We start from the raw sequence: 25,239 nt of genomic DNA on the forward strand, positions 1-25,239 counted from the left end.
GGCATACGGTGACCAGGTAAGCAATGTTCTGTTCAGTGCTCGGCCAGCGTGGCGACGAGCTGTTCGATGTGCGACACGGTGTGGTCTGCGCTGATGAAAAAGCGCAGCCGCGCTGCCTTTTCTTCCACGGCGGGGTGGATGATGGGCTGGGCGTTGATGCCGTGTTCGAACAGTTGGCCGGACAATCTTGCGGCCTTGAGCGAGCTGCCGGTGATTGCGGGGATGATCGCATGGCCCTGCGAATAGCCGGTGTCGATGCCTGCCGCGCGGGCTTTTAGCAGTACGAGCTGGGCGCGCTGGTGTAGCTGTTCGACGCGTTCGGGTTCGCGCTGCATGATGCGCAGGGCTTCGAGTGCGGCAGCAGCGAGCGGCGGCGAGATGCCAACGCTGTAAACAAAGCCAGGCGCGGCGTACTTGAGGTGCTCGACCAATGCACGTGCCCCGGCGATGTAGCCCCCGCACGCGGCAAGCGTCTTGCTGAGCGTGCCCATCCAGATGTCGACGTCCCGGCCGGCGACGCCGTAGTACTCGTGCAAGCCCTTGCCCGAGGCGCCAAGCACGCCAAGCGAATGCGCCTCGTCCACCATCAGGAAGCACTGGTGCCTACGCTTGATGTCAATAAGCGCGGGCAGGTCGGGGATGTCGCCGTCCATGCTGTAGTGGCCTTCGACGACGATGAGCACGCGCTCGAACTGGCCACGGATGTCGCCGAGCAGACTGTCGAGCGCCTGCGGGTCGTTGTGCGCAAAGCTGCGCCGCGCGGCGCCGGAGAGCTTGACCCCTTCCATCACGCTGTTGTGGATGAGGCTGTCGTGGACGATGAGGTCCTTGGGGCCGAAGAGCGTGGCAAGGGTCGATACGTTGGTGGCGTGGCCGCTGACGAAGACGACGCAGTCGTCCACCGCATAGACGTCGGCCAGCGCGCGCTCGAGCTCGCGCTGGATGGGGCGCTCGCCTGCCACCAGCCGACTGGCAGAGGCCGACGTGCCGTAACGTTCTATGGCGTCCCTGGCGGCCTGGTTGACGCGCGGATCGCCCGCCAGCCCGAGATAGTTGTAGCTCGAGAAGTTGATGAAATCGCGGCCGTCAATGCGGGTCACGGCACCGGCTACACCGTCGTGTGAGATGAAGAAAGGGTTGCGCAGGCGCAGCCGGTCGGCTGCTGCCTTGGACACGAGCATGCGTTCGTAGTCGGGGTGGCGGTCGAAGCGGGTGAAGGCCTCGGGCACGTTCGAACGGCGCAGGCCGCGGCTGGCGGGTAGTGACGTCGCTGTGTCCCCTGCCCCGCTTTTCTTGCGCAGAAAGCGCTCGATGAGCTGCGCCTTGGCCTTGGTGCCGAGCGATTCCTGGCTCATTGGGTGAGCCCCCTGCCTTGTTCGGTGAGCGCACGTGCGTCTTCGACGAGCGCGTGCACGTCTTCGGCGGCCATCGATTCGCCGTGCTGGCGAACCAGATCCTGAACCACGGCCTCTGCCCCGCTTGCGGCAGCGTCGTCCGCTTCGGCGCCGCCCAGGAGCTTGTGGACAATGCGCTGCGTGACCTTCTCGGCGGTGGGCGATTCGTTGAGCATCATCACCGGCAGCGGGATGCCCAGACGCTGCTCGAGGCCCAGGGCCAGCTCGACCGCCATCAGCGAGTCTAGGCCGAGGTCGTGCAGCGAGCGCGAACGGTCGATGCGATCGGGGCTGATGGCAAGGATTTGGGCGACTTCCTGGGTGACGAGTTGTTGAACGATGGCCGCAACCTCGTCGGGCGTCTTGCCGGCGATGAGGGCGCGGAAGTCGGCGTCATCGTCGGAGAGGCTGCTGTGCTTGCGGCTACGGTTGAGGATTGCGAAGCGGTCGCAACCGGCGGACGGCAGGAGGCGGGCAAGCGCGTTCCAGTCGAAATTGGCGACGGCGCGGCTACTGCCCTCAATCAGGACATGTTCGAGTTGGCTCAACGCCTGCTGAGCCGACAGCGGCGGCCTGCCAAGCCGCTGGGCGAGGCTGTCGCGCACCGCAGTGTTGCGGGTGAGATAGCCGACATCGCCAATCGGCCCCCAGCCGATGGCGGCTGCGGGCAGGCCCATCTGCCGGCGCATCTCGGCAAAGCCTTCGAGCGCGGCGTTGGCGGCTACGTAATTGGCCTGGCCAGGGTTGCCGATCGACGTGGTGATCGACGAGTAGAGCACGAAGTGTTCGAGCGCCAGCCCGAGGGTGGCCTGGTGCAGGTTCCAGGCGCCGACGAGTTTGGGCCGCAGCACGGCGTCCATGCTGGCGGGGTCGAGGTTGGCGATGAGCTTGTCGTCGATAACCATCGCGGCGTGCAGCACGCCGGTGAGCGGCGCTGCACTATCGCGGAGTTGGTCGACGAGCTGCGCCACGGCGTGTGCATCGGTGATATCGCAGGCATGGGCCTGGACCTTGACGCCGAGGGCGCCAAGTTCTTCGATGGCCTGCGCAGCACCCGATACCTCAACGCCGCGACGGCTGACAAGCACCAGATTGCCAACCCCGTGCGCGGCGAGCCAGCGCGCGGACTCCAGCCCGAAGCCGGACAGGCCACCGGTGATGAGCCAGGTGCTGTCCTTGGCGGGCTGGAAGGCGCGGTGAGCCGTGGAGGATTGCCTGATCTGCGGCCGCGCGTTGTTGAGAGAGACGACGACCTTGCCGATGTGGCGTGCCTGCTGCATGACGCGGAAGGCATCCACGACGCGATCGGCATGGAAGACGCGGTACGGCAGTGGCGACAGCACGCCCTCACGGAACAGCTCCATCATCTCGCCGAACATGCGGGCGGCGAGCGTGGGGCGAGCCGTGAGCAACTGGTCGGCATCGATGCCGAAGTAGCTGATGTTGTCCTTGAAGGGGCGAAGGCCGATCGGAGTGTTCTCGAAGAAGTCGCGCTTGCCGAGCTCTAGGAAGCGCCCGAAGGGCTTGAGCACACGCAGGTTGCGGCGGATGGCTTCGCCCGCCAGCGAATTCAGGATGACGTCGACGCCCTCGTCGTTGGTGGCAGCGAGGATGTCGTCGGCAAAATCGAGCGTGCGCGAATCGAAGACATGGTCGGCACCGAGCAGGCGGACAAAGTCGCGTTTGTCGTCGCTACCGGCGGTGGCAAAGACTTCTGCTCCAAGATGTTTGGCCAACTGGATGGCGGCAATGCCGACCCCGCCCGCGGCACCATGGATGAGCACGCGTTCGCCCGGTTGCAACGCGGCAAGGTGCTGGAGCGCGTAGTAGACCGTGAGGAAGACCGTTGGCACCGTGGCGGCGGCCTCGAACGACCACTGCTCGGGCATGCGCGAGACGGCGTCGCGGCGGGTGACGACGTGGCTGGCGAAGCAGGCGGCCCCGAAGCCCATGACCTTGTCGCCAACCTCGATGTCGTGCACATCGGCGCCGATGCGGGCGACGACGCCGGAGAATTCAAGCCCGAGGCTTGCGCCCGCGAAGCCGCTTTCCACCGCTTCATCGGGGAGCAGCCCCATGAGGTACATGACGTCGCGGAAGTTGAGGCCGGTGGCCTGGGTGCGCACTTCGACCTCACTCGCCCCCAGCGGCTGTTCGGCCTGCGCCAGCCACAGCAGGTTGCGAAGCTGACCGGGGATGCGGAAGTCGAGCCGGAAGCGATCGGCGCCCTGGTCGGTCGGGGCAGTTGTGGGCGGCTCCTCACGCATGACCAAGGTGTAACGACCGGGGTTGGCGAGCACGATTTCGCTGGCATTGTCCGGGCGCAGGAGCTCGTTCTCGAGCCGGGCCAGCGTTTCAGGTGCATCAAGCGCGCAATGCAGGTCTATCAAGGTGGTTTCGAGTGCGGGGTGTTCGTTCATGACGACACGCCCGAAGCCCCAGAGCGCTGCCTGCTCGGGATTGTGCCGTACCGACGCCGGGAGCTCGGAGGCGAGCGCCCCACCTCGGGTCATGAGCCACAGGCGAGGAGGTTTGCCGCCGCACATGGCGAGGGCCTGGACGTCGAGCAAGGCCTCGGAAAGCAGCGACGAGGCGTTGTCGCGCGTCGCGGCCCATCCCTGGAGTCGCACGACGTGTTGGACCTCGGCGAGCTCGCAGCCCTTCAGGCTCGGCGCAATCTCGACGCGCTGGCCAGCGGTTTCGAGCCGGGTCTGGAGCCGTTGGGCCAACTCTGCGGAGGCGTCGTCAGCAATCAGCAGCCACGATTCTGACGCGGTCGACTGCAAGGCGATTTCGGCAGTCTGCGGGCGACGGGCAAGTACGAGGTATGCGCCCTCAGCCAGGCCCGCCGCGGCCAGCTCTTCGAAGCTTTGCACATCATCGAAACCCTGCTGCCTGAGCGCTTCTTCCCAGGCCTGGGGCGGTAGCAGGCAGGAGTTGGGCGCGCCAAACTTCAGATCCGGGAGTGCGGTGTCGTGCCACCAATCGGGGGCAAGACCGTTGATGAAGTCAGCGCTCCAGTCGGGACGGCGCTCGGCGAGCAGCAAAAGGCCTCCAGTGGCTAGCCAGTCGCGTACCTGGGAAACAGCGGCCTCGGGGCTAAGCGCCTTGTGCAGCGCGTGGCGGACGATAACGACGTCGAAGACGTCAGGTAGTGGCTTGTCGGCGCTGAGCTTCCAGTTGGTGCTGCTCAGGGTTGCGACCGTGAGGTTGGCGAAGTCGGTGTATTCGGTTTGCTGACGCGCTGCCGTAGCCTCATGCGGCAGTGCGAGCACATAGTCGAGCCGGTCTTCGGGCAGGGCGTCGAGCAGGGTGCGCGGAAGTTCGCTGGGGCCGGCGGCGATCTCGAGGACGCGCAGGCGACGGTGGCCCGGCACGGAGTGAGCAATCCGTAGCAATGCGTGATGGACTGCTTGGCGAACACCGAAATATGCCGGGTCGTCTTCGTACAGGGTTTCGGCCGCCGGCGCGTGCGCCAGGTCGTGCGCAAAACCGTTGGCGTCGAGCTCGCCGGCGAGTAGTTGCGACAGATGAAGACCGACACGCCCCATCAGCACGAGCTGAGGGAGACAAGCCGGGTGCTCGTGCCGCAGCGCCTTCCAAATCTCTTCGGATGCCGGCAGGCCGCTATCGGCGACGAGCGTCCAGGCGCCTTCTTCCTGGACGAGCAGCGCTTCCTGGCGCAACAAGTCGGCGAGCCAGCGGGCATAGGGCGAAGCCGAAGTCGCAAGAGCCTGCAGACCGTTTTCACGCTGCGCAAGCACCCGGAAGGCTTCGTGGGCGAAGGAGAGCACCAGCGCCTCGAAGAGTGGCAATGCTTCCTTGAACCACAGCTTGCGCTGGGACTCCAGCGTGGCCATTGCCTCGTGGATGTGCTCGGCAAGCTGCGCCACAACAGGGAGTTCGCTAGCGCGAGCATCCATCGGATGCGGCTGCAGCCAGGGAACGATGCGCCAGTGCGCCACCTTGCCTTCGTCCCTGTGCCCCAGGGGCGCGGCACGGAAGCGGCAGCCAGACACGGTCGCCACGAGTTGATCGTCGGCATCGAGCAGTTCGAAGTCTGCCAGCACCGAACGCGCACTGCGGCGACGCAGCTTGGCACGGAATTTAGTGACGATGCCGCGGCGGTGTAGCGTGAGCGCGCTGGCCTTTACCGGCAGCAGCGCGACGCCCTGCCCCGACTCAATGTCGGCACAGAAGAAGTCGACGAGCGATTGGTAGCAAGTGTCGAGCAGCGCGGGATGGATGAGATAGGTGTCGTCGGCCGGATCTTGGACGCTGGCTTCGAGTACGGTGTCGGCAACGCGCGCCTGGGTCAGCCTCTGGAACGCCGGGCCGTAGTCGAGGCCAAGGGTTCGGGCGAGGTGATAGTGGGTTGCGCCGCTGATGCAGGTTGCTGACGCAGGCGGCGGCGCGATGCGCGCAACGGCACGGTGCGTGCCGGCCTGGAGCAATCGGCCGGCGGCGTGGAGCGTCCACTCGTCGTTGGACAGTCGCTGCCGGCTCTTTATCTGGAAGCTGCCGTCGCGCGGACTCAGGGTGAGGCGCAGGCTGCGGGCGTGCTCTTCGGCAAAGACCAGCGGCGAGACGATGTCCAACTCCTCGAAAGCGAAGCGATCGCCCCCCAGCCATTCGCGCGCGGCGGCGAGCGCCATTTCGGCGTAGGCCGAGCCAGGAAACACGACCGCAGCGCCGACCTTGTGGTCACCAATCCAGGGCACGACGACAGGGTCGAGGGTGTTCTCCCACGTCCATTCGGCGTCGGGGATGCGCCAGCCCAGCAGCGGATGGACGCGCCGGCGCTCGAACGAGCCGAGTCCCTCGCTGGTGCGCGGATGCCAGTGGCGTTCGCGCTGCCAGGGGTAGTTGGGCAGCCGTACGTGCCGGCCGGGAACGGGGAAATACGCCTGAAGCTGCGGCTTGGCTGCGAGCAGGTGCGCACGCAGCGCGGTATCGACGATACGCCCCCAGCCGTCCGCACCCTTGCGCAGGGTCGACAGGACTCGGACCTTGCCTTCGACCGCGGAAACGCATTCCCGGATGTAGCGCTGCAGGATGGCATTGGGGCCGATCTCGACGAAGGCGCGACAATCCAACGCGGCAAGCCGTGCGACCGCGTCGGCAAAGCGCACCGGCTCGCGCACATTGCGCCACCAATAGCTGGCACCAAGCAGGGAGCCGTCGAGCACGTCGCCGGTTACGGTGGAGACGTAGGCGATATCCACCGTCGGGCGGGGACTGAGACCAGCGAGGCGGTCGAGCAAACTCGCCGCGATCGGGTCCATGTGCCGGCTGTGGAAGGCGTAGTCGAGATCGAGCAGGCGGAAAAACGTACCGCGAGGCTTGAGATAGGCTTGCAGGCGCTCGAGGTCAGCGAGGCTCCCGGAGAGTGTGACGTTGTCCGGGCTATTGATACCGGCGACGGCAATGTCGAACGTGCCGCCGAGTCCACGGCTGGAGTCGGCACTGGAGCACTCCGCGATCACCGCCTCAATTGCGCTCGCCGACATGCCGACCGCGGCCATGCGGCCCGCACCACGGGTCTGCCCCTGCGCCTTGCTGCGCGCGACGATGATACAGATGGCCTCATCAAGATTGAATGCACCCGCAGCCCAGGCGGCAGCCACCTCGCCCACGCTGTGGCCAGCCACGGCGTGGGGCACGACACCCTGCTCGCGAAGCAGGCTGGTGACGGCAACCTGAATGGCGAACAGCAGCGGCTGGGCGATGACCGTGTCGTCGAGGCGTGCGGCCGAGGCGTCGGCTTGCAGTTCGGCGAGCAGCGAGAAGCCGGCCACTGGCTGCATCTTTGCGTCGAGCTCAGCAATGATTTCGGTGAAACGGGGTGACTCGGCGAGCAGGCTTACGCCCATGCCGACCCACTGAGCGCCGTTGCCGGAGTAGATGAAAGCGATGCCGCTGCCATGCGGCAAGGCGTCTTCCAGCATGCAGCCCTCGGCGGCTGTGCCCCGGGCAAAAGCCGACAGCGATGCGAGCGCCTGGTCGATCGTAGTCGGCGCCAGCGCGAGGCGCGTTTCCAGGCGCTCGCGTCGGTGGGCCACGGCATGGGCGATGTCGTAGAAACCCTGAGGATCTTGGCCCCGCAGGCGATCGGCGTAGCGCGCGGCGAGCTCTCGCAGGGCCGCGTAGGAGCGGGCCGAGAGCAAGAGCGGCGGTAACGCCACGGGGGCGTGCGCTTGGTCAGGGGCATCGGGCTGGCGATACTCCTGCAGCAGGACGTGCGCATTGGCACCACCAAACCCGAAGGAGTTGACCCCCGCGATCAGGGGCTTGTACGTGTGCGGCGCAAACAGGTGGTACTTGGTGACGGGTTCGAGGTTAAGCCGCTCGAAATCGATGTTCGGGTTGAGTGTTTCGAGGTGGATCTGTGGCGGCAAGGCGCGGTTCTTGAGCCCGAGCACGGCCTTGACCAGCCCCGCCATTCCGGAGGCAGGCTCCAGGTGGCCGAGATTGGCCTTGACCGAGCCGATCGGCAAAGGCGCATCGCGACCCTGGCCGTACACCGAACCGATCGCGGCTGCTTCGATGGGATCACCGACCGCCGTGCCAGTGCCGTGGGCTTCGACAAAGTCTATGTCGGTTGCCGCCAGGCCGCTCTTGCCCAAGACGGTGCGCATGAGTTCGGCCTGACCGTCGCGGCTGGGGATGGTGATGCCCGTTTTGCGGGCACCATCGGCGTTTACGCCAGTGGCACGGATCACCGCCTGGATGTCGTCACCGTCGGCCAGGGCTTGGTCTAGCGGCTTGAGCAGCAACACTGCACCGCCTTCTGCACGCACATAGCCGTTGCCAGAGCCGTCGAAGGCTTTACAGCGGCCATCGGCAGACAGCATCGACGCCTTCGTGAAGCCCACAAAGGGATAAGGATGCAGCAGCAGATTTACACCGCCGACGAGCGCGGTCATCGCCTCGCCGGCCTGAAGGGCCATGCAGGCGTGATGCAGCGCAACCAGCGACGACGAACAGGCGGTATCCACGGCAAGCGACGGACCGTGGAGATCGAAAACGTAGGACAGCCGGTTCGCCGCAAGACTGAGCGTGTTGCCAGTCATCGAGTGCGCAGTCATCGACGCCAGATCATCAAGACTTCGGATGCCGTAGTCGAGGCCGGAGATACCGACATAGACCGCACACTGAGTTCCTGCCAGGGAAGAGGCCGGAATCTGTGCGTTCTCCATCGCCTCCCAGGCCATTTCGAGCAGCAGGCGCTGCTGCGGGTCGAGCCAGGCCGCCTCGCGCGGCGAGATCCCGAAGAAGCCGGCATCGAACTCATCGATCCGCGACAGCACGCCGGCCGAAAAAGTGATGCTGCGGCCGGGTTCGGCGCGGCGGGCGTGCTGCAGTTCGTCGACCGCCCAACGGTCGGAGGGAACCTCGGTGATTAGGTCGCGCTTGTCAGTAAGCGCCTGCCAGAAACTCTGTTCGTCACTCAGGTCGCCGGGGAAGCGGAAAGCCAGGCCAACGATCGCGATAGGAGTTACTTGGGAAGTCGTATCTGCTGCCCAATTTGGGACCTTTTCGGTCTCACTACACGTTAAATCGAATTGGCACTGATCTACATTGCTGGGCAGATCCATCAATCAGTCTCTTGATGAAAGCAGCACTGCATAACCCCTGTCATGCAGCGCTGCCTTCAGAAGGGGGTCGAGCTACTGTCGTAGAAGCTCTTAACGACAATAACCACGAAATATTTAGCCCGTGACAATATCATTTGATCGAATGCTGTGCCACCACATAAGAGCAGCGAACACCGTTCGGTAGACTTCTCACGAAGTGGATTCGCGTTACGCGCGACATGCCTACTCAAGCTCGCGCAGCATCTCCAGCGCCTCTTCCACCCGCTCCACCGCAATCACTCGCATCCCCTCGATCGCGTGCTTGGGCGCGTTCGCGCGCGGCACGATGGCGGTGTCGAAGCCGAGCTTGGCGGCTTCCTTCAGGCGCTCCTGCCCGCGCGGCGCAGGGCGGATCTCGCCGGCGAGGCCGACTTCGCCGAACACCGCAAGGCCGCGCTTCAACGGGCGGTCGCGCAGCGAGGACACGATGGCGAACAGGATCGCGAGGTCGGCCGCGGGCTCGGTGATCTTGACTCCGCCGACGGCGTTGACGAACACGTCCTGATCGAAGCACACGACGCCGGCGTGGCGGTGCATCACCGCCAGCAGCATCGCCAGCCGGGTCTGCTCGAGGCCCACCGAGAGCCGGCGGGGGTTGGGGCTCTGCGAGGCGTCGACCAGGGCCTGGATCTCGACCAGTAGCGGGCGCGTACCCTCCTGAGTGATCAGCACGCAGCTTCCCGCGACCTGCTGCGAATGCTGCGACAGGAAGATCGCCGACGGGTTGGATACGCCGCGCAGGCCGCGCTCGGTCATCGCGAACACGCCGAGCTCGTTCACCGCACCGAAGCGGTTCTTGAACGCGCGCACCAGCCGAAAGCTGGAGTGGGTGTCGCCCTCGAAGTACAGCACGGTGTCGACGATGTGCTCGAGCACCCGCGGGCCGGCGAGCGTGCCGTCCTTGGTGACGTGGCCGACCAGGATCAGGCTGGTGCCGCTCTGCTTGGCGAAGCGGGTGAGCTGCGCCGCGCATTCGCGCACCTGGGCGACCGAGCCGGGCGCGGACTGCAGGGTTTCGGAATAGACGGTCTGGATCGAGTCGATCACCGCCACGCGCGGGCGCGCCTCGCGCAGGGTGTGGAGGATGCGCTCGAGGTTGATCTCGGCCAGCATCTGCAGCGGTGACGGCGGCAGTTGCAGGCGTTGGGCACGCAGCGCGACCTGTTCGCCGGATTCCTCACCGCTGACGTAGATCACGCCGCTGCCGGCGCGCGCCTTGCTCCCCTGTGCAGACAGTTCCGCCAGATTGGACAGCGCCTGCAGCAGCAGGGTGGATTTGCCGATCCCCGGGTCGCCGCCGATCAGCACAACACCGCCGGCGACGAGGCCGCCGCCGAGCACGCGGTCGAATTCGTCCAGGCCGGTGGGCTGGCGGGGTTCCTCACGGGGTTCGAGCGCGGAGAGTGGCTGCAGGCGGCTGGTCTCGCCGGCGAGCGCTGCAAAGCGGCTGCCCGCTGCGGGCGCCGCCGGCTCGAGCACGGACTCGACCATGGTGTTCCAGGCCTGGCACTGCGGGCACTGGCCTTGCCAGCGCAGCGCCTGCGCGCCGCACTCGGTGCACACGAAAGCGGTCTTGCTGCGGGCCATCAGCGCGACCCGCCAGATGCATCAACGATCGGGCACAGCAAGGATTCAGGCCTCTTCTGCCTCTCGGGCCATGCGTGCGAATTCTTCGCAGGCGTAGTCGGCAAAGGCGGTGATGAGGCGGGAGCGGAACTTGTCGCGCGGCACGATGACTTCGAGCGGCGTGTAGGTGCGGGGCTGCAGCGGAATGGCGACCAGCCGGCCTTCCTCGACGTCGCGATGGATGGCGCGTTTGGAAGCAATCGCGAACCCCAGTCCGGCCGCAGCAAGCTGCTTGATCGCCGCCAGGCTGCCGAGTTCGGCGCACAGCGTGATCTCGCTGCCGGCGACACCTGCCGCTTCGAAGAATTCGTCGGCGATCTGGCGGATGCCGTTGCCCGGGTCGCGGTCAATGAAAGGATGGCCGACGAGGTCGCGCGCGGTGAGCTGCTCTAACTTCGCGAGCGGGTGGTCGGGGCTGCAGATCACCAGCAGTTCGTCGCGCGTCGCCGGGCGGCGCTCGATCGATTGCTGCTCGGTGGCGATCTCGATCAGGCCGATGTCGAGGTCACGCGCGGCGACACGGTCTTCGGTGAGCTTGGAGGTGCCGACGACGACCCGCGGCAGCACGCCCGGATAACGCCGCTTGAAACCCTCGAGGACCTGCGGCAGCCAATAGGCGGCGATCGTGGTGCTGGTGCCGATCTTGATCTGGCCGGCGAGATCGTCGGTGAGTTCCGAAACGCGCGAATCCAGCTCTGCCGACAGGCCGAGAATCTTTTCGGCGTAGGCCAGTACCAGCTCGCCAGCGGGCGTCAGCGTGATCTTGCCGTGGCCGCGGTCGAGCAGGCGGGTGTCGAAGTGCTCTTCCAGTTGCTTGATCTGGAAGGTGACGGCCGGCTGGGTCATGTGGAGGTGCTCTGCCGCGCGGGTGAACGACCCGTGCTTCGCCACCGCGTGGAATACTTGAAGTCTGCGATCTGCCATGATAAGAATAAGTAAGATTTATTTTGCGAATTAAAGCACAGTCTGAGCGTTTTTGCGCGCCCTCGAAAAACCGCAGTGATCCGGCGGCTCGACGAATGCGCAAATGCACCACGCCGAAGCGCCAGAAACGGCGCCAGCACGTGCTTGCGGCAGCTTTTCATGGGACTTGCGCAAGATCATCACGACGCAAACCGCTTCATGATATAAACCGCGCTCCACACCCGTGATCCGACCCCGCGATGCCGCTCGGCTTCTACATCATCATGGCGGCGCAGTTCTTTTCTGCGTTGGCCGACAACGCGCTGTTGATCATCGCCATCGCCATGCTGCGGGACATGGCAGCCCCGTCTGAATTCGAGCCCCTGCTCAAGCTGTTCTTCACGGTGTCGTACGTGGCGCTGGCGGCCTTCGTCGGCGCTTTCGCCGACTCGATGCCGAAGTGGCGCGTGATGTTGATCAGCAACACGATCAAGATCGGCGGCTGCCTGATGCTCTTTCTCGGCACCCATCCGCTGCTCGCCTACGCGGTGATCGGTCTTGGCGCCGCATCGTATTCGCCGGCCAAGTACGGCATCCTCACCGAGTACCTCCCCCACCGCCTGCTGGTCGTGGCCAACGGCTGGATCGAGGGGCTGACCGTGGGTGCGATCATCGTCGGCACGGTGATGGGCGGGGTGATGATCCGCGACGACATCTCCAGCGGCCTGATGGGCCTGGGCTTGCCCCTCGTGAGCACGCCCTTCGAGGCGGCGGTCATGGTGGTCGGTGTGCTGTACCTGATTGCGGCCGGGTTCAACTTCTACGTTCCCGACACTGGCGTCGACCACAAGCCGTTGAAGAACAATCCGATCTACCTGATCCACGACTTCAACCACTGCCTGCGCCTGCTGTGGCGCGACAAGCTCGGCCAGATCTCGCTCGCCGTGACCACGCTGTTCTGGGGCGCGGGAGCGACACTGCAGTTCATCGTGATCAAGTGGGCGGAACACAATCTCGGCATGAACCTATCGCAGGCCTCGATGCTGCAAGGCGTGGTGGCGCTCGGCGTGGCGACCGGTTCGGTTCTCGCCGCACGCTACATCTCGCTGCGCAAGGCCGTCAGGGTGATTCCGCTCGGGATCGCGATGGGGCTGGGGGTGATGACGATGGTGGGCGTGACCCAAGCCTGGATCGCCATGGTGTTGATGGTGATCGTCGGTGGTCTTGCGGGCTTCTTCGTCGTGCCGATGAACGCGCTGCTGCAGCACCGCGGCCACATCCTGATGGGCGCAGGCCACTCGATCGCGGTGCAGAACTTCAACGAGAACCTGTCGATCCTGATGATGACCGGCACCTATGCGCTGCTGATCATGTTCGGGCTGTCGATCAATATCGTGATCGTCATGTTCGGCCTCTTCGTCGCCGGCACCATGTGGCTGGTGAAGTGCCGCCACGAACAGAACCAGCGCGAATTCGACAACGTCGCGCTGCTCGAAGACCGGATGCACTGACCTCGAACCGCGCGTCGTGTCCGCCTGCTCCGGGCCCGCCGCGGCAAGCGTCGGTCGCGTTCCTGCTAGGCCTCGCCGGCCATCATCCGCCGTGCAAAACAGAGATCTTCCCAGGCCTTGGCCTTGTCCTGCGGATTGCGCAGCAGATAAGCAGGGTGATAGGTGACCACGACCGGTATGCCCTGGCGTTCGAAGCGTTTTCCGCGCGCAGCCGAAATGGCGAGTTCGCGGTCGAGCAAGGCCTGCGCCGCGGGACGACCGAGGGCGACCAGCAGGCGCGGCTTCACGAGTGCGATCTGGCGGTCGAGATAAGGCAGGCAGGCCGCCAGCTCGACACGCTCGGGCGTGCGATTGTGCGGTGGGCGGCATTTGACCGCATTGGCGATGTAGACGTCCTGCGTGCGATCGAGCCCGAGGGCAGCGAGCATGTTGTCGAGCAGGCGCCCGGCCTGGCCGACGAAAGGCTCGCCGCGCTGATCTTCCTCGGCGCCCGGCCCCTCCCCTACGAACATCCAGCGCGCCTGACGATCGCCCACGCCGGGCACGGCCTGCTTGCGGCGCTCGCACAGTGAGCACGCACGGCAGGCGCGGATGTCATCCTCCAGGGCCGCCCAGTCGAGCGTTTCGATGCGCGCCAGCCGTTCGCCATCGTCGGGCTGGAGGAATTGTTGCGGCGGACTCGGCTGGCGGGCGTGCTTGCGCTCAGGGACGGCAACCGAATGCGCTACGACTGAAGCCGCAGCAGGGGAAACCGCCATCGCAGCCGGTGCAGGCCCCGGCGCCGACGGGATAAGGCTTCGTGCCTGGTTTCTTGCCTTCGCGGGCGGTGGCTCCGCCGCAGGCTGTGTCGGCGCGGTCGCTTCGGGAACGAACGGCTCCTGCTCGTGGCTGCCGCGCTTGAGCCAGATCGGCCCCAGGCCCATCTCGCGGAGCGCGGCAGCGCGCCACGTCGATATGCGTGCCGCCATCAGAGCGCAAGCCTCATCACGATCGCGTCTTCACGACCTTCGGCGGCCGGATAGTACCCGCGACGCCGGCCGATCTCGGCAAAACCGAAGCGCTCGTAGAGCCGCAGCGCAGCGACGTTGGAGGGACGCACTTCGAGGAAGAAACTTTCTGAGCCGCGCTGTTTCGCGCGCGCACACAGCCAGTCCAGGAAATGTCGTCCAAGCCCGGTTCCCTGCGCGGCAGACACCACACCAAGATCCAGCAGATGCGATTCGTCCAGCACGTTGAGCACGATCGAGTAGCCGATCCTCTCGCCCGCATCTTGCATGATCCAGGCCTCGTACCCCGAGGCGAGCGCATCGGCGAAACTCGCCCGTGACCATGGATGGGTATGCAACTCGGCTTCGCACGCGGCGACCCAGTCGAGGTCGCCTGTAGTCATCACAGCGAACGACAGCTCCCGCATCAGGCACGCCCCCCGCGCGCCAGCCGTTCAGCCGTGGTCAGCGCGACCTTGTCGCGCACATAGAACGGTGCCGCAAGTTCGGGCGGCGTCAGCGCTGCGCGCGCGACCGCCACCGCACCCAGGCGCGCCACTTCCTCGGCACGGGGCACCATGTCCGGTCGGCAGCCGGTCAGACGCCCGAGGAATCGTGCCTCCAGTTCCTGAGGCCACACCTTGAACGCCGAGCCCGCTGCAAACCAGTCGCCCGCGGGCAGTTCCAGCTCGAGTGGATGGCGGCACCCCGCCTGGCCGACGGCCATCGGCACATCCTCCGCGTCCTGTTCGAAGGCCGCGTGGTAGACCTCGCCCATGCGCGCATCGGTCGCCACGAAAACACGCCTCACGCCAGCCTGTAGAGCAACTGCCTGCAGGCTGCCGACTACCGCAACGCCCAGGTCGGCACCGAGCGCAATACCCTGCGCCACGCCGCAGGCCAGTCGTAAACCGGTGAATGCACCGGGCCCGGCACCGAAGGCGATGGCATCAAGTTGGGTGACCCCGATCCCGGCCTCGATCAGCAGTTCACGCAGATCGCGCAGCACGGCCTCGGAGTGATTGGCAGCGCCCTGGATGCGACGGACAAGCAATTCACCGCCGTGCAGCAGGGCGACGCTGCCGTGCTCGGTGGCGGTTTCGATGGAGAGGATGTTCATGGGGCCAGTATTCTACCGGCTGCAGGCCAAACCGGCTGTGGCCCCCGCCAAGGCGCTGACGCAAGCTCGCTGTGTCCGGCAAACGGGCTGTCAGCGTCGCCCCTTGCGCGGAGGGGAGTCGTCGCGGTACGCACCGCGGGACGCGTCGCGCAGGTGCTGACGCAGGTTGCTGCGTTCCTCCTCGCTCATCTTGCGCCGTTGCTGACTCCGCTCGCCCTCGCGCTCCTGACGATCGAGCGTGTTGCGCCAATCCTTGCGCTGGGTAACCTCGGCTGCCCGTCCGCCGCGCTCCTGCGCCTCGCTGGCAAAAAGGTCCTGAACGGACTGTGCATGCGCGGGGGATGTCGCCACGACGCCGAGGCAGAGCAGCGCGGCGCCCGTCGCAGAACACGCCCTGCCGCGCATGGTGCCGAGGCGTTGCGTCAGGGGCGTGAAGAGTCCGGCTGCGGGATGGAAAAGGTGCGTCATCAACAACAATCACCGAGTAAGCAAAAAGAAAAGCATGCACATCGGCCCAACAGGGCGAGCAGGCACCCCGAACATACGGCAATCGGCCTCATGCCGATAGTTGCAAATCGCACGGTGCAGGCTGATTTGTAAGGTGACATTGCACGTTCATCCCGTACTTACGAAGGGTTACCCCGCCCGCCCCGGAGTAGCCCATCGAGACGCTGGCACGGGCGCACGACTCAGGCTAGCATCTCGACCATGAACCAGAAAACACGCTATCGCATTCTCGTCGTGGACGATGACGCCCGCTTGCGCGAGCTGTTGTCGCGTTACCTGCAGGAGCAGGGCTTCGCGGTAAAGGCCGTAGGCGACGCGCCAATGATGGATCGCGCGCTGCATCGCGAGCACTACGACCTCATCGTGCTCGACCTCATGCTGCCTGGCGAGGATGGGCTGGCAATCTGCCGCCGCATGCGAGCAACGGAAAACCAGATTCCCATCATCATGCTCACCGCCAAGGGCGACGACGTCGATCGCATCGTTGGTCTCGAAATGGGGGCTGACGACTACCTCGCCAAGCCGTTCAATCCGCGCGAACTCGTTGCGCGGATTCAGGCGGTGATGCGTCGTCAGCCGCAGACCCTGCCCGGGGCACCCACTGCAGATGACGAAATCGTCGTCTTCGGCCGCGTCAGGGTCAATCTCGGCACGCGCTCCCTGGTTAGAGACGGCGAGGAGATCCAGCTCACCACGGGCGAATTCTCCCTGCTCAAGGTCCTGCTCACTCATCCTCGCCAACCGCTTTCGCGCGACAAGCTGATGGAGCTTGCACGTGGTCGCGAGTACGGGGTGTTCGACCGTGCGATCGACGTGCAGGTCTCGCGGCTGCGCAAGCTTGTCGAGGACGACCCCGCCAAGCCGCGCTACATCCAGACCGTATGGGGGTTCGGCTACGTATTCGTGCCGGATGACCAGAAGGGTGCGACCGAGGCCAGCGATAGTGCTGCCAGTGGCGGCGACGCAGAGGGCAGCTGAAGAACGCAGGATGACGCAAGCCCTCAAGGCCTCTCCCGGGCCTGCGCCCCGGGCGTCAGCGCGCCGAACCTGGCTGCCGAGCACACTGCTGTGGCAAACCTTTCTGCTCGTCGCCGTGCTGCTGATTCTCGCGCTGGGGGCGTGGTCGCAGATCTTCAGGTATTTCCAGGAGCCAGCCCGCTCGCGCGATGTGGCGCAGATGGTGGTGTCGGTGGTCAACCTCACCCGGACCGCACTGATCAACGCCGACTTCGATCGCAGAATCGACCTCCTGATCGATCTGGCCGCGCTCGAGGGCATCCGGATCTATCCGGCCGAGGCCACCGACGAGCTCGTGCCGCTGGCCGATACCCGACCGCTGCGCTTGCTGATGACCGACGTCCGCCGACAGCTGGGCGACCACACCCGTTTCGCCTCGCGCTGGAAGTCGCTGGACGGATTCTGGGTGAGTTTTCGCCTCGACCCGGACGACGCGCACGACGAATACTGGGTCATGCTGCCGCCCGATCGCATCGAGAACGCGGACAGTTTCGACTGGCTGGCCTGGGGAAGCGGCGCGCTGATTGCGGCGCTGCTCGGCGCATACCTGATCGTGGCGCGAATCAACGCCCCGCTGCGCCAGCTCGCCCGTGCGGCGCGCATGGTCGGCAGTGGCGAAACACCGCCGCCCCAGGCCGAAAGCGGACCCCAGGAGATCGCCGTTGTCGCCCGCGCCTTCAACCAGATGACTGGCAACCTTGCACGCATGGACGAAGACCGGGCCTTGATCCTTGCTGGTGTATCGCATGACTTGCGCACGCCACTTGCGCGGCTCCGACTGGGCATCGAGATGTCGGGCGCGCCCGATAGCGAGGTCACGGCGATGGTCACGGACATCGAGGAGATGGATCGCATCATCGGGCAGTTCCTGGACTTCGGGCGCGGCGACTCTCAGGAGGCGGTGGGACCGACCGACCTTGCGGCGCTGGTTCGCGAGGTCACCGAACCTTACCGCCTGCGCGGCGTGCAGATCCGCCTCGACCTGCCCGATGCGCTCATCGTGCCGGCGCGCGCGCTATCGATCCGGCGCGCAGTCACCAACCTGATCGACAACGCGCTGCGTTATGCGGGCTCAGACAAGGCGCTCGACATCACGGTCGATGCCGGCGCCGAATTCGCCCGCATCGAGGTTGCCGACCGCGGTCCCGGCATTCCCGAGGCCGAAGTCGAGCGCATGCGCCGTCCGTTCACTCGACTCGAAAATGCACGCACGAACACCAAGGGCGCCGGGCTCGGGCTGGCGATCGTGGATCGGGTGATGCGCATGCACCATGGCCGGCTCGAGCTACTCGCGCGGGAGGGCGGTGGACTTCGTGCGGCGCTTTGCCTTCCAGTCGGCAGCGCCGCGGGCGGAAGCGATAGAATGCGGCGTCCCGCCTCAGGTACCCCGCGTAGATCATGAAATTTCTCTTCGACCTCCTGCCTGTCATCCTCTTTTTTGCCGCCTACAAGGTCGGTGGCGCCAACCCGGAAGCCGCCCATGCGCTCGCTGCGGGCTGGCTCGGCGACGGAACTGCCGAATCGCAGGCACCGATCCTGATCGCAACCTTCGTCGCCATCATCGGGACCATGCTCCAGATTGCACTGGTGTGGGTGAAGCACCGGAAGGTGGACACCATGCTTTGGGTCAGCCTCGCGATCATCGTGGTCTTCGGCGGCGCGACCCTTTTCTTCCATAACCCGACCTTCATCAAGTGGAAGCCGACGGCGCTGTACTGGATGTTCGGTGTCGTGCTGCTCGGCTCTGCGTGGCTGCTGCGACGCAACCTGATCCGCAAGATGCTCGAGGCGCAGATCAAGCTGCCCGACCCGATCTGGAACCGCCTGAACCTGGCCTGGGCCGGGTTTTTCATCGCGATGGGCCTGCTCAACCTTTACGTTGCCTATAACTTCAGCGAAGAAACCTGGGTGAATTTCAAGATGTTCGGCGGCATGGGCTTGATGCTGGCCTTCGTGCTCGCGCAGGGCTTTTATCTGTCCCGTCACATGGAAGAGGAAACCAACTGATGTACTACGCACTGATCGGCGAAGACGCCCCCGGCACGCTGCAGACGCGGCTCGCGGTGCGCCCCGAGCACGTCGCCCGACTCGAAGCCCTGCGCGATGAAGGCCGCCTGCTGCTGGCCGGACCGATGCCTGCGATCGACTCACCGGACCCGGGGCCCGCGGGATTCACCGGCAGCCTGATCGTTGCCGAATTCGACTCGCTCGCCAGCGCCGAAGCCTGGGCGCAGGACGACCCCTACGTGCGTCACGGCGTCTTTGTCCGGACTACGGTCCGACCCTTCCGGAAAACCCTGCCGTGAGCGCCGAGACGCTTACGCGGATCCGGGAAATTCTGGCCGCACAGTTCGAAATTCATGCCCTCGAGATCCACGATGACAGTGCGCTGCACGCCGGCCATGCCGGTGCGCGCGAAGGTGGCGGACACTATCGGGTATTTATCGTCTCCCCGAGTTTCGAGGGCTGCAGCAGAGTGCTACGACAGCGTATGATCTACGACGCGCTTGGCGGCATGATGAAGAACGACATCCATGCCCTCGCCATCCGCGCGCTTTCGGCCGACGAGGCCACCAAACAAGCAAACTGAAGGAATCTCCATGAAACATTTCCCGAGCCACCTCGCCGTGGCACTTCTGGCCGGCTTTCTCGCCCTCCCCGCTTTCGCTGCAGAGTCCATCGCCCAGGTCAACGGCGTCGCGATTCCTTCGGCCATGGCCGAGGCGATGCTTGCCGAGCAACGCGCGCAGGGCGCGACTGAAAACGACCAACTGAAGAACGCCGTGCGCGAAGAGTTGATTCGGCGCGAGGTCCTGAGCCAGGAAGCAGGCAAGAAGGGCCTCGACAAGAAAGCGGACGTGCAGGCGCAGATGGACATGGCGCGCCAGGCCATTCTGATCCGTGCCTACCTGCAGGAGTACGTGCGTGCGAACCCGATCAGCGACGCCGACCTGAAGAAGGAATACGAAGGGATCAAGGGCCGCATGGGCGACAAGGAATACAAGCCGCGCCACGTGCTGGTCGAGACCGAGACTGAAGCCAAGGCGATCATCGCCCGCCTGCAGAACGGCACGCCGTTCGAAGAGGTGGCCAAGGAGTCGCGCGACCCGGGATCGAAGGAGCGCGGTGGCGAACTCGGCTGGAGCAACCCGGGCATGTACGTGAAGCCGTTCTCGGACGCGATGGTGAAGTTGCAGAAAGGCAAGTACACCGCCACGCCGGTCAAGAGCGACTTCGGTTACCACGTGATTCAACTCGACGACATTCGGGACGTCCAGGCTCCGCCCTTCGACGAGGTCAAGCCGCAGCTGCAGCAACGCCTGCAACAGCAGAAGGTCGAGCGTCACGTGCTCGAACTGCGTGAGAAGGCCAAGGTGGAGTAATCCCCCGGTGAGGTCCCGGCAGGCGCTACAGCGAGCCGGGCCGATCGAGGCACCACGGACAACGCCCGCTTCGGATGCCGAAGCGGGCGTTGTCTTGTGGCTTTCAGCCTGCCGATTCTGCCATCACCAGCGGAAAGCGGAACCGGCAGTGGCCGATCAGAATTGCTCTTCGCTCAGCTCAAGGGCGCCTGCAGCACCATTGACAACCGTGTAGGCAAGCCCCGAGGCCTGCGACAACACGTGATCGGCATAGAAGCGTGCGGTGACGATCTTGGTCTGGTTGAAGCTCGCGTCACCCTCGCCTGCATCGAGCAGGCGCTTGGCGACCAGCGCCGAACGTGCCATCTGCCAGCCGCCGGCAACAATACCGAGGAGCTTGAGGAAGGGCACCGAGCCCACGGACGCGCCCTTCACGTCCTTCGCGTACGTGGCAAGGATGTAAGCGACCGCTTCTTCAACTGCAGAAATACCAGTCTTGAGCGAGCGGGCAATTGCAGCGAAGGACTCGCCCTCCACTGCAGCCACCTCGGCCTCGACCGCGCGCATCATCTTCACCACGGCGCCGACGGTCGCGCCGTTCTCACGTGCGATCTTGCGCCCGATCAGGTCATTGGCCTGGATTGCGGTCGTACCTTCGTAGATCGTGGTGATGCGCGCGTCGCGGAAGTGCTGTGCCGCGCCGGTCTCCTCGATGAAGCCCATGCCGCCATGGACCTGCACGCCGTCCGAGGTCACATCGATCGAGTTTTCGGTGAACCAGCCCTTGACGACCGGGATCATCAGGTCGACGAAGGCCTGACTCTGGGCGCGGACAGCCTCGTCCGCATGGTTGTGTGCCTTGTCGAAGGCAGCGCCGACCACGTAGGCGAGCGAGCGCATCGCCTCGGTCTTGCTCTTCATGTTCATCAGCAAGCGACGCACGTCGGCATGGTGAAGGATGTTGACCTTCGGACCACCACGCACGCCGGCATCGGTGCCCTGGACGCGATCCTTGGCGTACTGCAGCGCGTGTTGGTAAGCGCGCTCGGACAGCGCCAGGCCTTCCATGCCGACCGCAAAGCGAGCTTCGTTCATCATGATGAACATGTACTCGAGGCCACGGTTGGGTTCGCCCACCAGCGTGCCGATTGCGCCGCCATTGTCGCCGAAGGCAAGTACGGCGGTCGGGCTCGCGTGGATGCCGAGCTTGTGCTCGATCGAGACGCAATGTACGTCGTTGCGCGCGCCCAGGCTGCCGTCCGCACCGACCAGGAACTTCGGCACGACGAACAGCGAGATGCCCTTCACGCCCTCGGGCGCGTCCGGCAGGCGGGCGAGCACGAGGTGGATGATGTTGTCGGTCATGTCGTGTTCGCCGTAGGTGATGAAGATCTTCTGGCCGAAGATCTTGTAAGTGCCATCACCCTGCGGTTCAGCCTTGGTGCGCACGGCCGCGAGGTCCGAACCCGCTTGCGGCTCGGTCAGGTTCATCGTGCCAGTCCACTCGCCCGACACCATCTTGGGCAAGTACATGTTCTTCTGCTCGTCCGTGCCGCGCAGCATCAGCGCTTCGATAGCGCCGCTGGTCAGCATCGGGCACAGCGAGAAAGCCATGTTGGCCGATTTCCACATCTCCATCACGGCCGTCGCGAGCAGCTTGGGCAGTCCCTGGCCACCGTATTCCGGGTCACACGGCAGTGCGGTCCAGCCCGATTCGGCAAACTGCTTGTAAGCGTCCTTCCAGCCCGGTGCGGTGGCGACTTCACCGGCGCTCCACTTGGCACCTTCCTGGTCGCCGACCCAATTCAGGGGTGCGAGTACGCCGCTGGCGAATTTGTCGGCTTCCTCGAGGATGGCGTCTACAAGATCGGCCGAAACCTCCTCGTTTCCGGGCAACTGCGTGACTTCATCCAGACCGGCGAGTTCGCGCATCACGAACTGCATGTCGCGGATGGGGGCGTTGTAGTTACTCATTTGTCTTTGCGCTCCAGAAATAGGTGAAACGAACTTACTTATCGAGCAGATAGCGGCGATCGTCGAATGCGGCAACCCATTCGGGCCGATACACCACCATCAGGGTGATCACTGCGCCACTGATCCAGGCCTCGGAAAAGCCGAGCAGCAGGAAAAATGGGAGGTATTCGTTCAGCAGAAAACCGGCGGAATACGCGCCAGCAGACACCATGGCAGCGGACGCCACCAAGCCCTGCACCACTACCGTCAACGCTGCACCCGCGAATCCGATCACGAACACGAAGATGAAGAAATGCGCCGGCAGCCAGCGCTCTACCGCGCGTTGGAACACATGGGCGAAGGCGATCGGCACCATGACCATCAGCACGAAATTGACCGGCCAATCGGTCCACTCGACCACCCCATTGACCATGATGCCGCTCAAGGCAAGCCCCAGGGCCAGCACGGCGAACCAGGGGCCTAGCGCGAGAGTTGCCGCCATTGCGCCGAGCATGTGCAGACTGAGGCCGGGCTTGACCCCGGCCTTCATGCTCCAGATCAACATCAGTCCCACCGCAAACCCGAGCAACAAGTTCAACTGCGCGGGTTGCCGCAATCGCCCCCACGGCGCATGACGAAGGGTCAGGTAAAGACCGAGCACCGCGAGGGCCAGCATGACGCCCTGCCCTGCTCCAGGAAACAGCGTCGCGGGAAGGTCCATGCGCGTGGGATTGGTCGTAAACCAGGGCCTTGGCGGGCTCTTTCAGAGCGCGCCGGTCAGTTCCGGAATGACCTGGAACAGATCGCCCACGAGGCCGTAGTCGGCCACCTGGAAGATCGGCGCCTCCGGATCCTTGTTGATCGCGACGATCACCTTGGAGTCCTTCATGCCCGCCAGATGCTGGATCGCGCCCGAAATGCCGACCGCGATGTAGAGCTGCGGGGCGACGATCTTGCCGGTCTGACCCACCTGATAGTCGTTGGGTACATAACCGGCATCGACCGCGGCGCGGCTGGCGCCGAGCGCGGCGCCCAGCTTGTCGGCCAGGGGCTCCAGCAGTTGCTTGAAGCTGTCGCCGCTGCCCAGACCACGACCGCCGGAGACGATGACCTTGGCGGCGCCGAGCTCGGGGCGTGCACTCTTGACGATCTCACGGCCGACCAGCGCGGTCACACCGAGGTCGGTGCCCGCAGCGACGGCCTCGATCGGCGCGGCGTTACCTTCGGCGGCGGCCGCGTCGAACGCCGTGGTGCGCACGGTGATGACCTTGATCGCATCGGCGCTCTTGACCGTGGCCAGCGCGTTGCCGGCGTAGATCGGGCGCACGAAGGTGTCCGGCGCCTCGATGGCGACGATTTCGCTGATCTGCGCCACGTCCAGCAGCGCGGCTACGCGCGGCAGCATGTTCTTGCCCGCCGGGGTCGCCGGGGCGAGCACGTGGCTGTAATCAGCGGCCAGACCCTTCACCAGGTCGGCAACGTTCTCTGCGGTCTGAGCTTCGTAGTGCGCGGCGTCGCACACCCGCACCTTGGCAACACCGGCCACCTTGGCGGCGGCTTCGGCCACGGCGGCGCAGCCGGCACCGGCTACCAGCACATGGACGTCGCCACCGAGCCTGGTGGCAGCGGCCACCGTGTTGAGCGTCGAGGCCTTGAGCGATTGGTTGTCGTGTTCTGCGATAACGAGAATGGCCATGTTCAGATCACCTTCGCAACGTTCTTGAGTTTGTCGACCAGTTGGGCCACATCGGCCACGCGCTCGCCGGCGCTGCGCTTGGGCGGCTCGGACACTTTCAGCGTGGTGAGCCGAGGCGTGACATCGACGCCGAGGTCGGCCGGCTTGACCGTGTCGAGCGGCTTCTTCTTCGCCTTCATGATGTTGGGCAGCGTGGCGTAGCGCGGCTCGTTCAGGCGCAGGTCGGTGGTGACCACCGCCGGCAGCTTGATCGACACGGTCTCGAGGCCGCCGTCGATTTCGCGCGTCACCGCGGCCTTGCCGTCAGCGAGGGTCACCTTGGAGGCGAAGGTCGCCTGCGGCCAGCCCGCCAGCGCAGCCAGCATCTGACCCGTCTGGTTGGCGTCGTCGTCGATCGCCTGCTTGCCGCAGATCACCAGATTCGGCTGTTCCTTGTCGCACACGGCCTTGAGCAGCTTGGCCACGGCCAGCGGCTGCAGTTCGACATCGGTCTCGACGAGAATGCCGCGGTCGGCACCGATCGCCATCGCCGCCCGCAGGGTCTCCTGGCAGGCTCCCAAGCCGCAGCTCACCGCCACCACTTCGGTCACTACGCCGGCCTCCTTCAGACGCACGGCTTCTTCCACCGCGATCTCGTCGAAGGGGTTCATGCTCATCTTGACGTTGGCCAGATCCACGCCGCTGCCGTCGGCCTTGACGCGAACCTTGACGTTGTAATCCACAACGCGTTTGACGGGTACGAGAACTTTCACTCTGCCGCGCTCCTTGTTAGTGCTGATTGACTGAACGGTCCGTTGCGCCGGACACGATGATTATGTCACTGCCCTCCCCTGAAGGCACTGCTGCACAGCAGCAATTCCATACGGAGAGGTATGCGGCATACGGTAGCGTATGGAAGCAGAATCGTCAATACTACGCCGTATGGAAAATCCTGCAAAAAAACCTCGCACCCAACTCGACCGCGATGCCTGGATCGCCGGCGCCACAGAGGTGCTGGCTGAGGAAGGCATTGCCGGATTACGTGTCGAAGTGCTCGCCAAGCGCCTGAAGGTGACCAAGGGCAGCTTCTATTGGCATTTCGCCGACCGTCGCGATCTCCTGATGGCGGTCTTGATCCACTGGCGGGACGGGCGGATACGAGACATCATCAAGCAGACCCGCGCCCAGCCCGGCCGCGAGCTCGAACAGATCTACCACGTCATCGACGTGTACAGCGCGAGCCGCAACCGACGCGGGATGCTGATCGAGCTGGCAGTACGCGACTGGGCCCGCCGCGACGCGGAAGCAGGCGCGATCGTTGCTGAAGTGGATGACGTGCGCTTGCGCTGCGCGCGCGAACTCTTCCTGGCCTGCGGTGTGCCGATGGAGGAAGCGTCGAGCCGCTGCATGCTGCTTTACGCCTACGTCTTCGGCGTCTCCCTGATGATCTACGAGAAATTCGACACCGATGTCGCTCGTCTCAAGCGCGACATCGCCGACCTGATCGCGCGATCGCTGTCGATGACGCCAGGCGCAAACGCGGCCTGA

General features: G+C 65.0%; 20 protein-coding genes. 8 read left to right on the plus strand and 12 right to left on the minus strand.

Features of this window, described 5'->3' with window-relative positions; all coding sequences use genetic code 11:
• Positions 1–32: 32 nt before the first annotated feature.
• From RBT54_RS11535 to RBT54_RS11550, 4 genes are all read right to left on the minus strand, one after another.
• Positions 33–1,355, minus strand: a complete 1,323-nt coding sequence (locus RBT54_RS11535) for an aminotransferase class I/II-fold pyridoxal phosphate-dependent enzyme (protein WP_320367210.1) — start codon at positions 1,353–1,355, stop codon at positions 33–35.
• Positions 1,352–8,992, minus strand: a complete 7,641-nt coding sequence (locus RBT54_RS11540; RefSeq protein ID WP_320367211.1) for an SDR family NAD(P)-dependent oxidoreductase — start codon at positions 8,990–8,992, stop codon at positions 1,352–1,354. The genes RBT54_RS11535 and RBT54_RS11540 overlap by 4 nt, the downstream gene beginning before the upstream one ends.
• A gap of 222 nt (positions 8,993–9,214) precedes the next feature.
• On the minus strand, positions 9,215–10,618 hold the full coding sequence (gene radA, locus RBT54_RS11545; protein ID WP_320367212.1) for a DNA repair protein RadA: 1,404 nt from the start codon (positions 10,616–10,618) through the stop codon (positions 9,215–9,217).
• 45 nt (positions 10,619–10,663) lie between these two features.
• The gene (locus tag RBT54_RS11550) at positions 10,664–11,581 is read right to left on the minus strand and encodes a LysR family transcriptional regulator (protein WP_320367213.1); all 918 of its coding nucleotides are present in this window, start codon (positions 11,579–11,581) and stop codon (positions 10,664–10,666) included.
• A 239-nt stretch (positions 11,582–11,820) separates the two neighbouring features.
• Between RBT54_RS11550 and lplT the strand changes: the two genes are divergently transcribed.
• Positions 11,821–13,071, plus strand: a complete 1,251-nt coding sequence (lplT, locus tag RBT54_RS11555) for a lysophospholipid transporter LplT (protein ID WP_320367214.1) — start codon at positions 11,821–11,823, stop codon at positions 13,069–13,071.
• Positions 13,072–13,136: 65 nt separating this feature from the next.
• Here lplT and RBT54_RS11560 read toward each other — a convergent pair whose 3' ends face one another.
• From RBT54_RS11560 to RBT54_RS11575, 4 genes are all read right to left on the minus strand, one after another.
• Positions 13,137–14,039 (minus strand): uracil-DNA glycosylase, encoded by a 903-nt coding sequence (locus RBT54_RS11560; RefSeq protein WP_320367215.1) that lies wholly within the window; start codon positions 14,037–14,039, stop codon positions 13,137–13,139.
• Entirely contained in the window at positions 14,039–14,485 is a 447-nt protein-coding gene (gene rimI, locus RBT54_RS11565) for a ribosomal protein S18-alanine N-acetyltransferase (protein ID WP_320367216.1), read from the minus strand. Before rimI ends, RBT54_RS11560 begins: the two co-directional genes overlap by 1 nt.
• Positions 14,485–15,177 (minus strand): tRNA (adenosine(37)-N6)-threonylcarbamoyltransferase complex dimerization subunit type 1 TsaB, encoded by a 693-nt coding sequence (gene tsaB, locus RBT54_RS11570; RefSeq protein ID WP_320367217.1) that lies wholly within the window; start codon positions 15,175–15,177, stop codon positions 14,485–14,487. The genes rimI and tsaB overlap by 1 nt, the downstream gene beginning before the upstream one ends.
• A 90-nt stretch (positions 15,178–15,267) precedes the next feature.
• Positions 15,268–15,645, minus strand: a complete 378-nt coding sequence (locus RBT54_RS11575) for a hypothetical protein (protein WP_320367218.1) — start codon at positions 15,643–15,645, stop codon at positions 15,268–15,270.
• A gap of 240 nt (positions 15,646–15,885) precedes the next feature.
• Here RBT54_RS11575 and ompR point away from each other — a divergent pair, with 240 nt between their 5' ends.
• The 6 genes from ompR to RBT54_RS11605 are packed head-to-tail and all read left to right on the plus strand — an operon-like array spanning position 15,886 to position 20,084.
• Complete coding sequence (ompR, locus tag RBT54_RS11580; RefSeq protein ID WP_320367219.1) at positions 15,886–16,662, plus strand: two-component system response regulator OmpR; 777 nt, start codon at positions 15,886–15,888, stop codon at positions 16,660–16,662.
• A 10-nt stretch (positions 16,663–16,672) separates the two neighbouring features.
• A complete protein-coding gene (locus RBT54_RS11585; protein WP_320367220.1) occupies positions 16,673–18,103 on the plus strand; it encodes an ATP-binding protein in 1,431 nt (476 codons plus the stop codon).
• A complete protein-coding gene (locus RBT54_RS11590; RefSeq protein WP_320367221.1) occupies positions 18,100–18,708 on the plus strand; it encodes a septation protein A in 609 nt (202 codons plus the stop codon). The genes RBT54_RS11585 and RBT54_RS11590 overlap by 4 nt, the downstream gene beginning before the upstream one ends.
• On the plus strand, positions 18,708–19,007 hold the full coding sequence (locus RBT54_RS11595) for a YciI family protein (RefSeq protein ID WP_320367222.1): 300 nt from the start codon (positions 18,708–18,710) through the stop codon (positions 19,005–19,007). The genes RBT54_RS11590 and RBT54_RS11595 overlap by 1 nt, the downstream gene beginning before the upstream one ends.
• Positions 19,004–19,291, plus strand: coding sequence for a BolA family protein (locus tag RBT54_RS11600; RefSeq protein WP_320367223.1), 288 nt, complete (start codon positions 19,004–19,006; stop codon positions 19,289–19,291). The genes RBT54_RS11595 and RBT54_RS11600 overlap by 4 nt, the downstream gene beginning before the upstream one ends.
• 10 nt (positions 19,292–19,301) lie before the next feature.
• On the plus strand, positions 19,302–20,084 hold the full coding sequence (locus RBT54_RS11605) for a peptidylprolyl isomerase (RefSeq protein ID WP_320367224.1): 783 nt from the start codon (positions 19,302–19,304) through the stop codon (positions 20,082–20,084).
• A gap of 156 nt (positions 20,085–20,240) precedes the next feature.
• Here the strand turns inward: RBT54_RS11605 and RBT54_RS11610 are convergent, their stop codons facing one another.
• From RBT54_RS11610 to RBT54_RS11625, 4 genes are read right to left on the minus strand one after another with little or no spacing between them, the layout of a single operon-like run.
• Entirely contained in the window at positions 20,241–22,037 is a 1,797-nt protein-coding gene (locus tag RBT54_RS11610) for an acyl-CoA dehydrogenase (protein WP_320367225.1), read from the minus strand.
• Between the two features lie 34 nt (positions 22,038–22,071).
• Positions 22,072–22,737, minus strand: coding sequence for an energy-coupling factor ABC transporter permease (locus RBT54_RS11615; RefSeq protein ID WP_320367226.1), 666 nt, complete (start codon positions 22,735–22,737; stop codon positions 22,072–22,074).
• 42 nt (positions 22,738–22,779) lie between these two features.
• Positions 22,780–23,712, minus strand: a complete 933-nt coding sequence (locus RBT54_RS11620) for an electron transfer flavoprotein subunit alpha/FixB family protein (protein WP_320367227.1) — start codon at positions 23,710–23,712, stop codon at positions 22,780–22,782.
• 2 nt (positions 23,713–23,714) lie between these two features.
• A complete protein-coding gene (locus tag RBT54_RS11625) occupies positions 23,715–24,464 on the minus strand; it encodes an electron transfer flavoprotein subunit beta/FixA family protein (RefSeq protein WP_320367228.1) in 750 nt (249 codons plus the stop codon).
• 169 nt (positions 24,465–24,633) lie between these two features.
• Between RBT54_RS11625 and RBT54_RS11630 the strand changes: the two genes are divergently transcribed.
• Complete coding sequence (locus tag RBT54_RS11630) at positions 24,634–25,239, plus strand: TetR/AcrR family transcriptional regulator (RefSeq protein WP_320367275.1); 606 nt, start codon at positions 24,634–24,636, stop codon at positions 25,237–25,239.

The organism is Thauera sp., from assembly GCF_034003485.1.
Taxonomy (GTDB): Bacteria; Pseudomonadota; Gammaproteobacteria; order Burkholderiales; family Rhodocyclaceae; genus Thauera.

What these genes read in the sequence shown, in the direction of transcription:
- ompR (WP_320367219.1), top strand. Translation starts at nt 15,886, where the DNA reads ATGAACCAGAAAACACGCTATCGCATTCTCGTCGTGGACGATGACGCC.
- RBT54_RS11540 (WP_320367211.1), bottom strand. Translation starts at nt 8,992, where the DNA reads ATGGATCTGCCCAGCAATGTAGATCAGTGCCAATTCGATTTAACGTGT.
- rimI (WP_320367216.1), bottom strand. Translation starts at nt 14,485, where the DNA reads ATGCGGGAGCTGTCGTTCGCTGTGATGACTACAGGCGACCTCGACTGG.
- RBT54_RS11620 (WP_320367227.1), bottom strand. Translation starts at nt 23,712, where the DNA reads ATGGCCATTCTCGTTATCGCAGAACACGACAACCAATCGCTCAAGGCC.
- RBT54_RS11610 (WP_320367225.1), bottom strand. Translation starts at nt 22,037, where the DNA reads ATGAGTAACTACAACGCCCCCATCCGCGACATGCAGTTCGTGATGCGC.
- RBT54_RS11575 (WP_320367218.1), bottom strand. Translation starts at nt 15,645, where the DNA reads ATGACGCACCTTTTCCATCCCGCAGCCGGACTCTTCACGCCCCTGACG.
- RBT54_RS11550 (WP_320367213.1), bottom strand. Translation starts at nt 11,581, where the DNA reads ATGGCAGATCGCAGACTTCAAGTATTCCACGCGGTGGCGAAGCACGGG.
- RBT54_RS11605 (WP_320367224.1), top strand. Translation starts at nt 19,302, where the DNA reads ATGAAACATTTCCCGAGCCACCTCGCCGTGGCACTTCTGGCCGGCTTT.
- RBT54_RS11560 (WP_320367215.1), bottom strand. Translation starts at nt 14,039, where the DNA reads ATGGCGGCACGCATATCGACGTGGCGCGCTGCCGCGCTCCGCGAGATG.
- RBT54_RS11595 (WP_320367222.1), top strand. Translation starts at nt 18,708, where the DNA reads ATGTACTACGCACTGATCGGCGAAGACGCCCCCGGCACGCTGCAGACG.
- lplT (WP_320367214.1), top strand. Translation starts at nt 11,821, where the DNA reads ATGCCGCTCGGCTTCTACATCATCATGGCGGCGCAGTTCTTTTCTGCG.
- RBT54_RS11615 (WP_320367226.1), bottom strand. Translation starts at nt 22,737, where the DNA reads ATGGACCTTCCCGCGACGCTGTTTCCTGGAGCAGGGCAGGGCGTCATG.
- RBT54_RS11630 (WP_320367275.1), top strand. Translation starts at nt 24,634, where the DNA reads ATGGAAAATCCTGCAAAAAAACCTCGCACCCAACTCGACCGCGATGCC.
- RBT54_RS11585 (WP_320367220.1), top strand. Translation starts at nt 16,673, where the DNA reads ATGACGCAAGCCCTCAAGGCCTCTCCCGGGCCTGCGCCCCGGGCGTCA.
- RBT54_RS11535 (WP_320367210.1), bottom strand. Translation starts at nt 1,355, where the DNA reads ATGAGCCAGGAATCGCTCGGCACCAAGGCCAAGGCGCAGCTCATCGAG.
- tsaB (WP_320367217.1), bottom strand. Translation starts at nt 15,177, where the DNA reads ATGAACATCCTCTCCATCGAAACCGCCACCGAGCACGGCAGCGTCGCC.
- RBT54_RS11590 (WP_320367221.1), top strand. Translation starts at nt 18,100, where the DNA reads ATGAAATTTCTCTTCGACCTCCTGCCTGTCATCCTCTTTTTTGCCGCC.
- radA (WP_320367212.1), bottom strand. Translation starts at nt 10,618, where the DNA reads ATGGCCCGCAGCAAGACCGCTTTCGTGTGCACCGAGTGCGGCGCGCAG.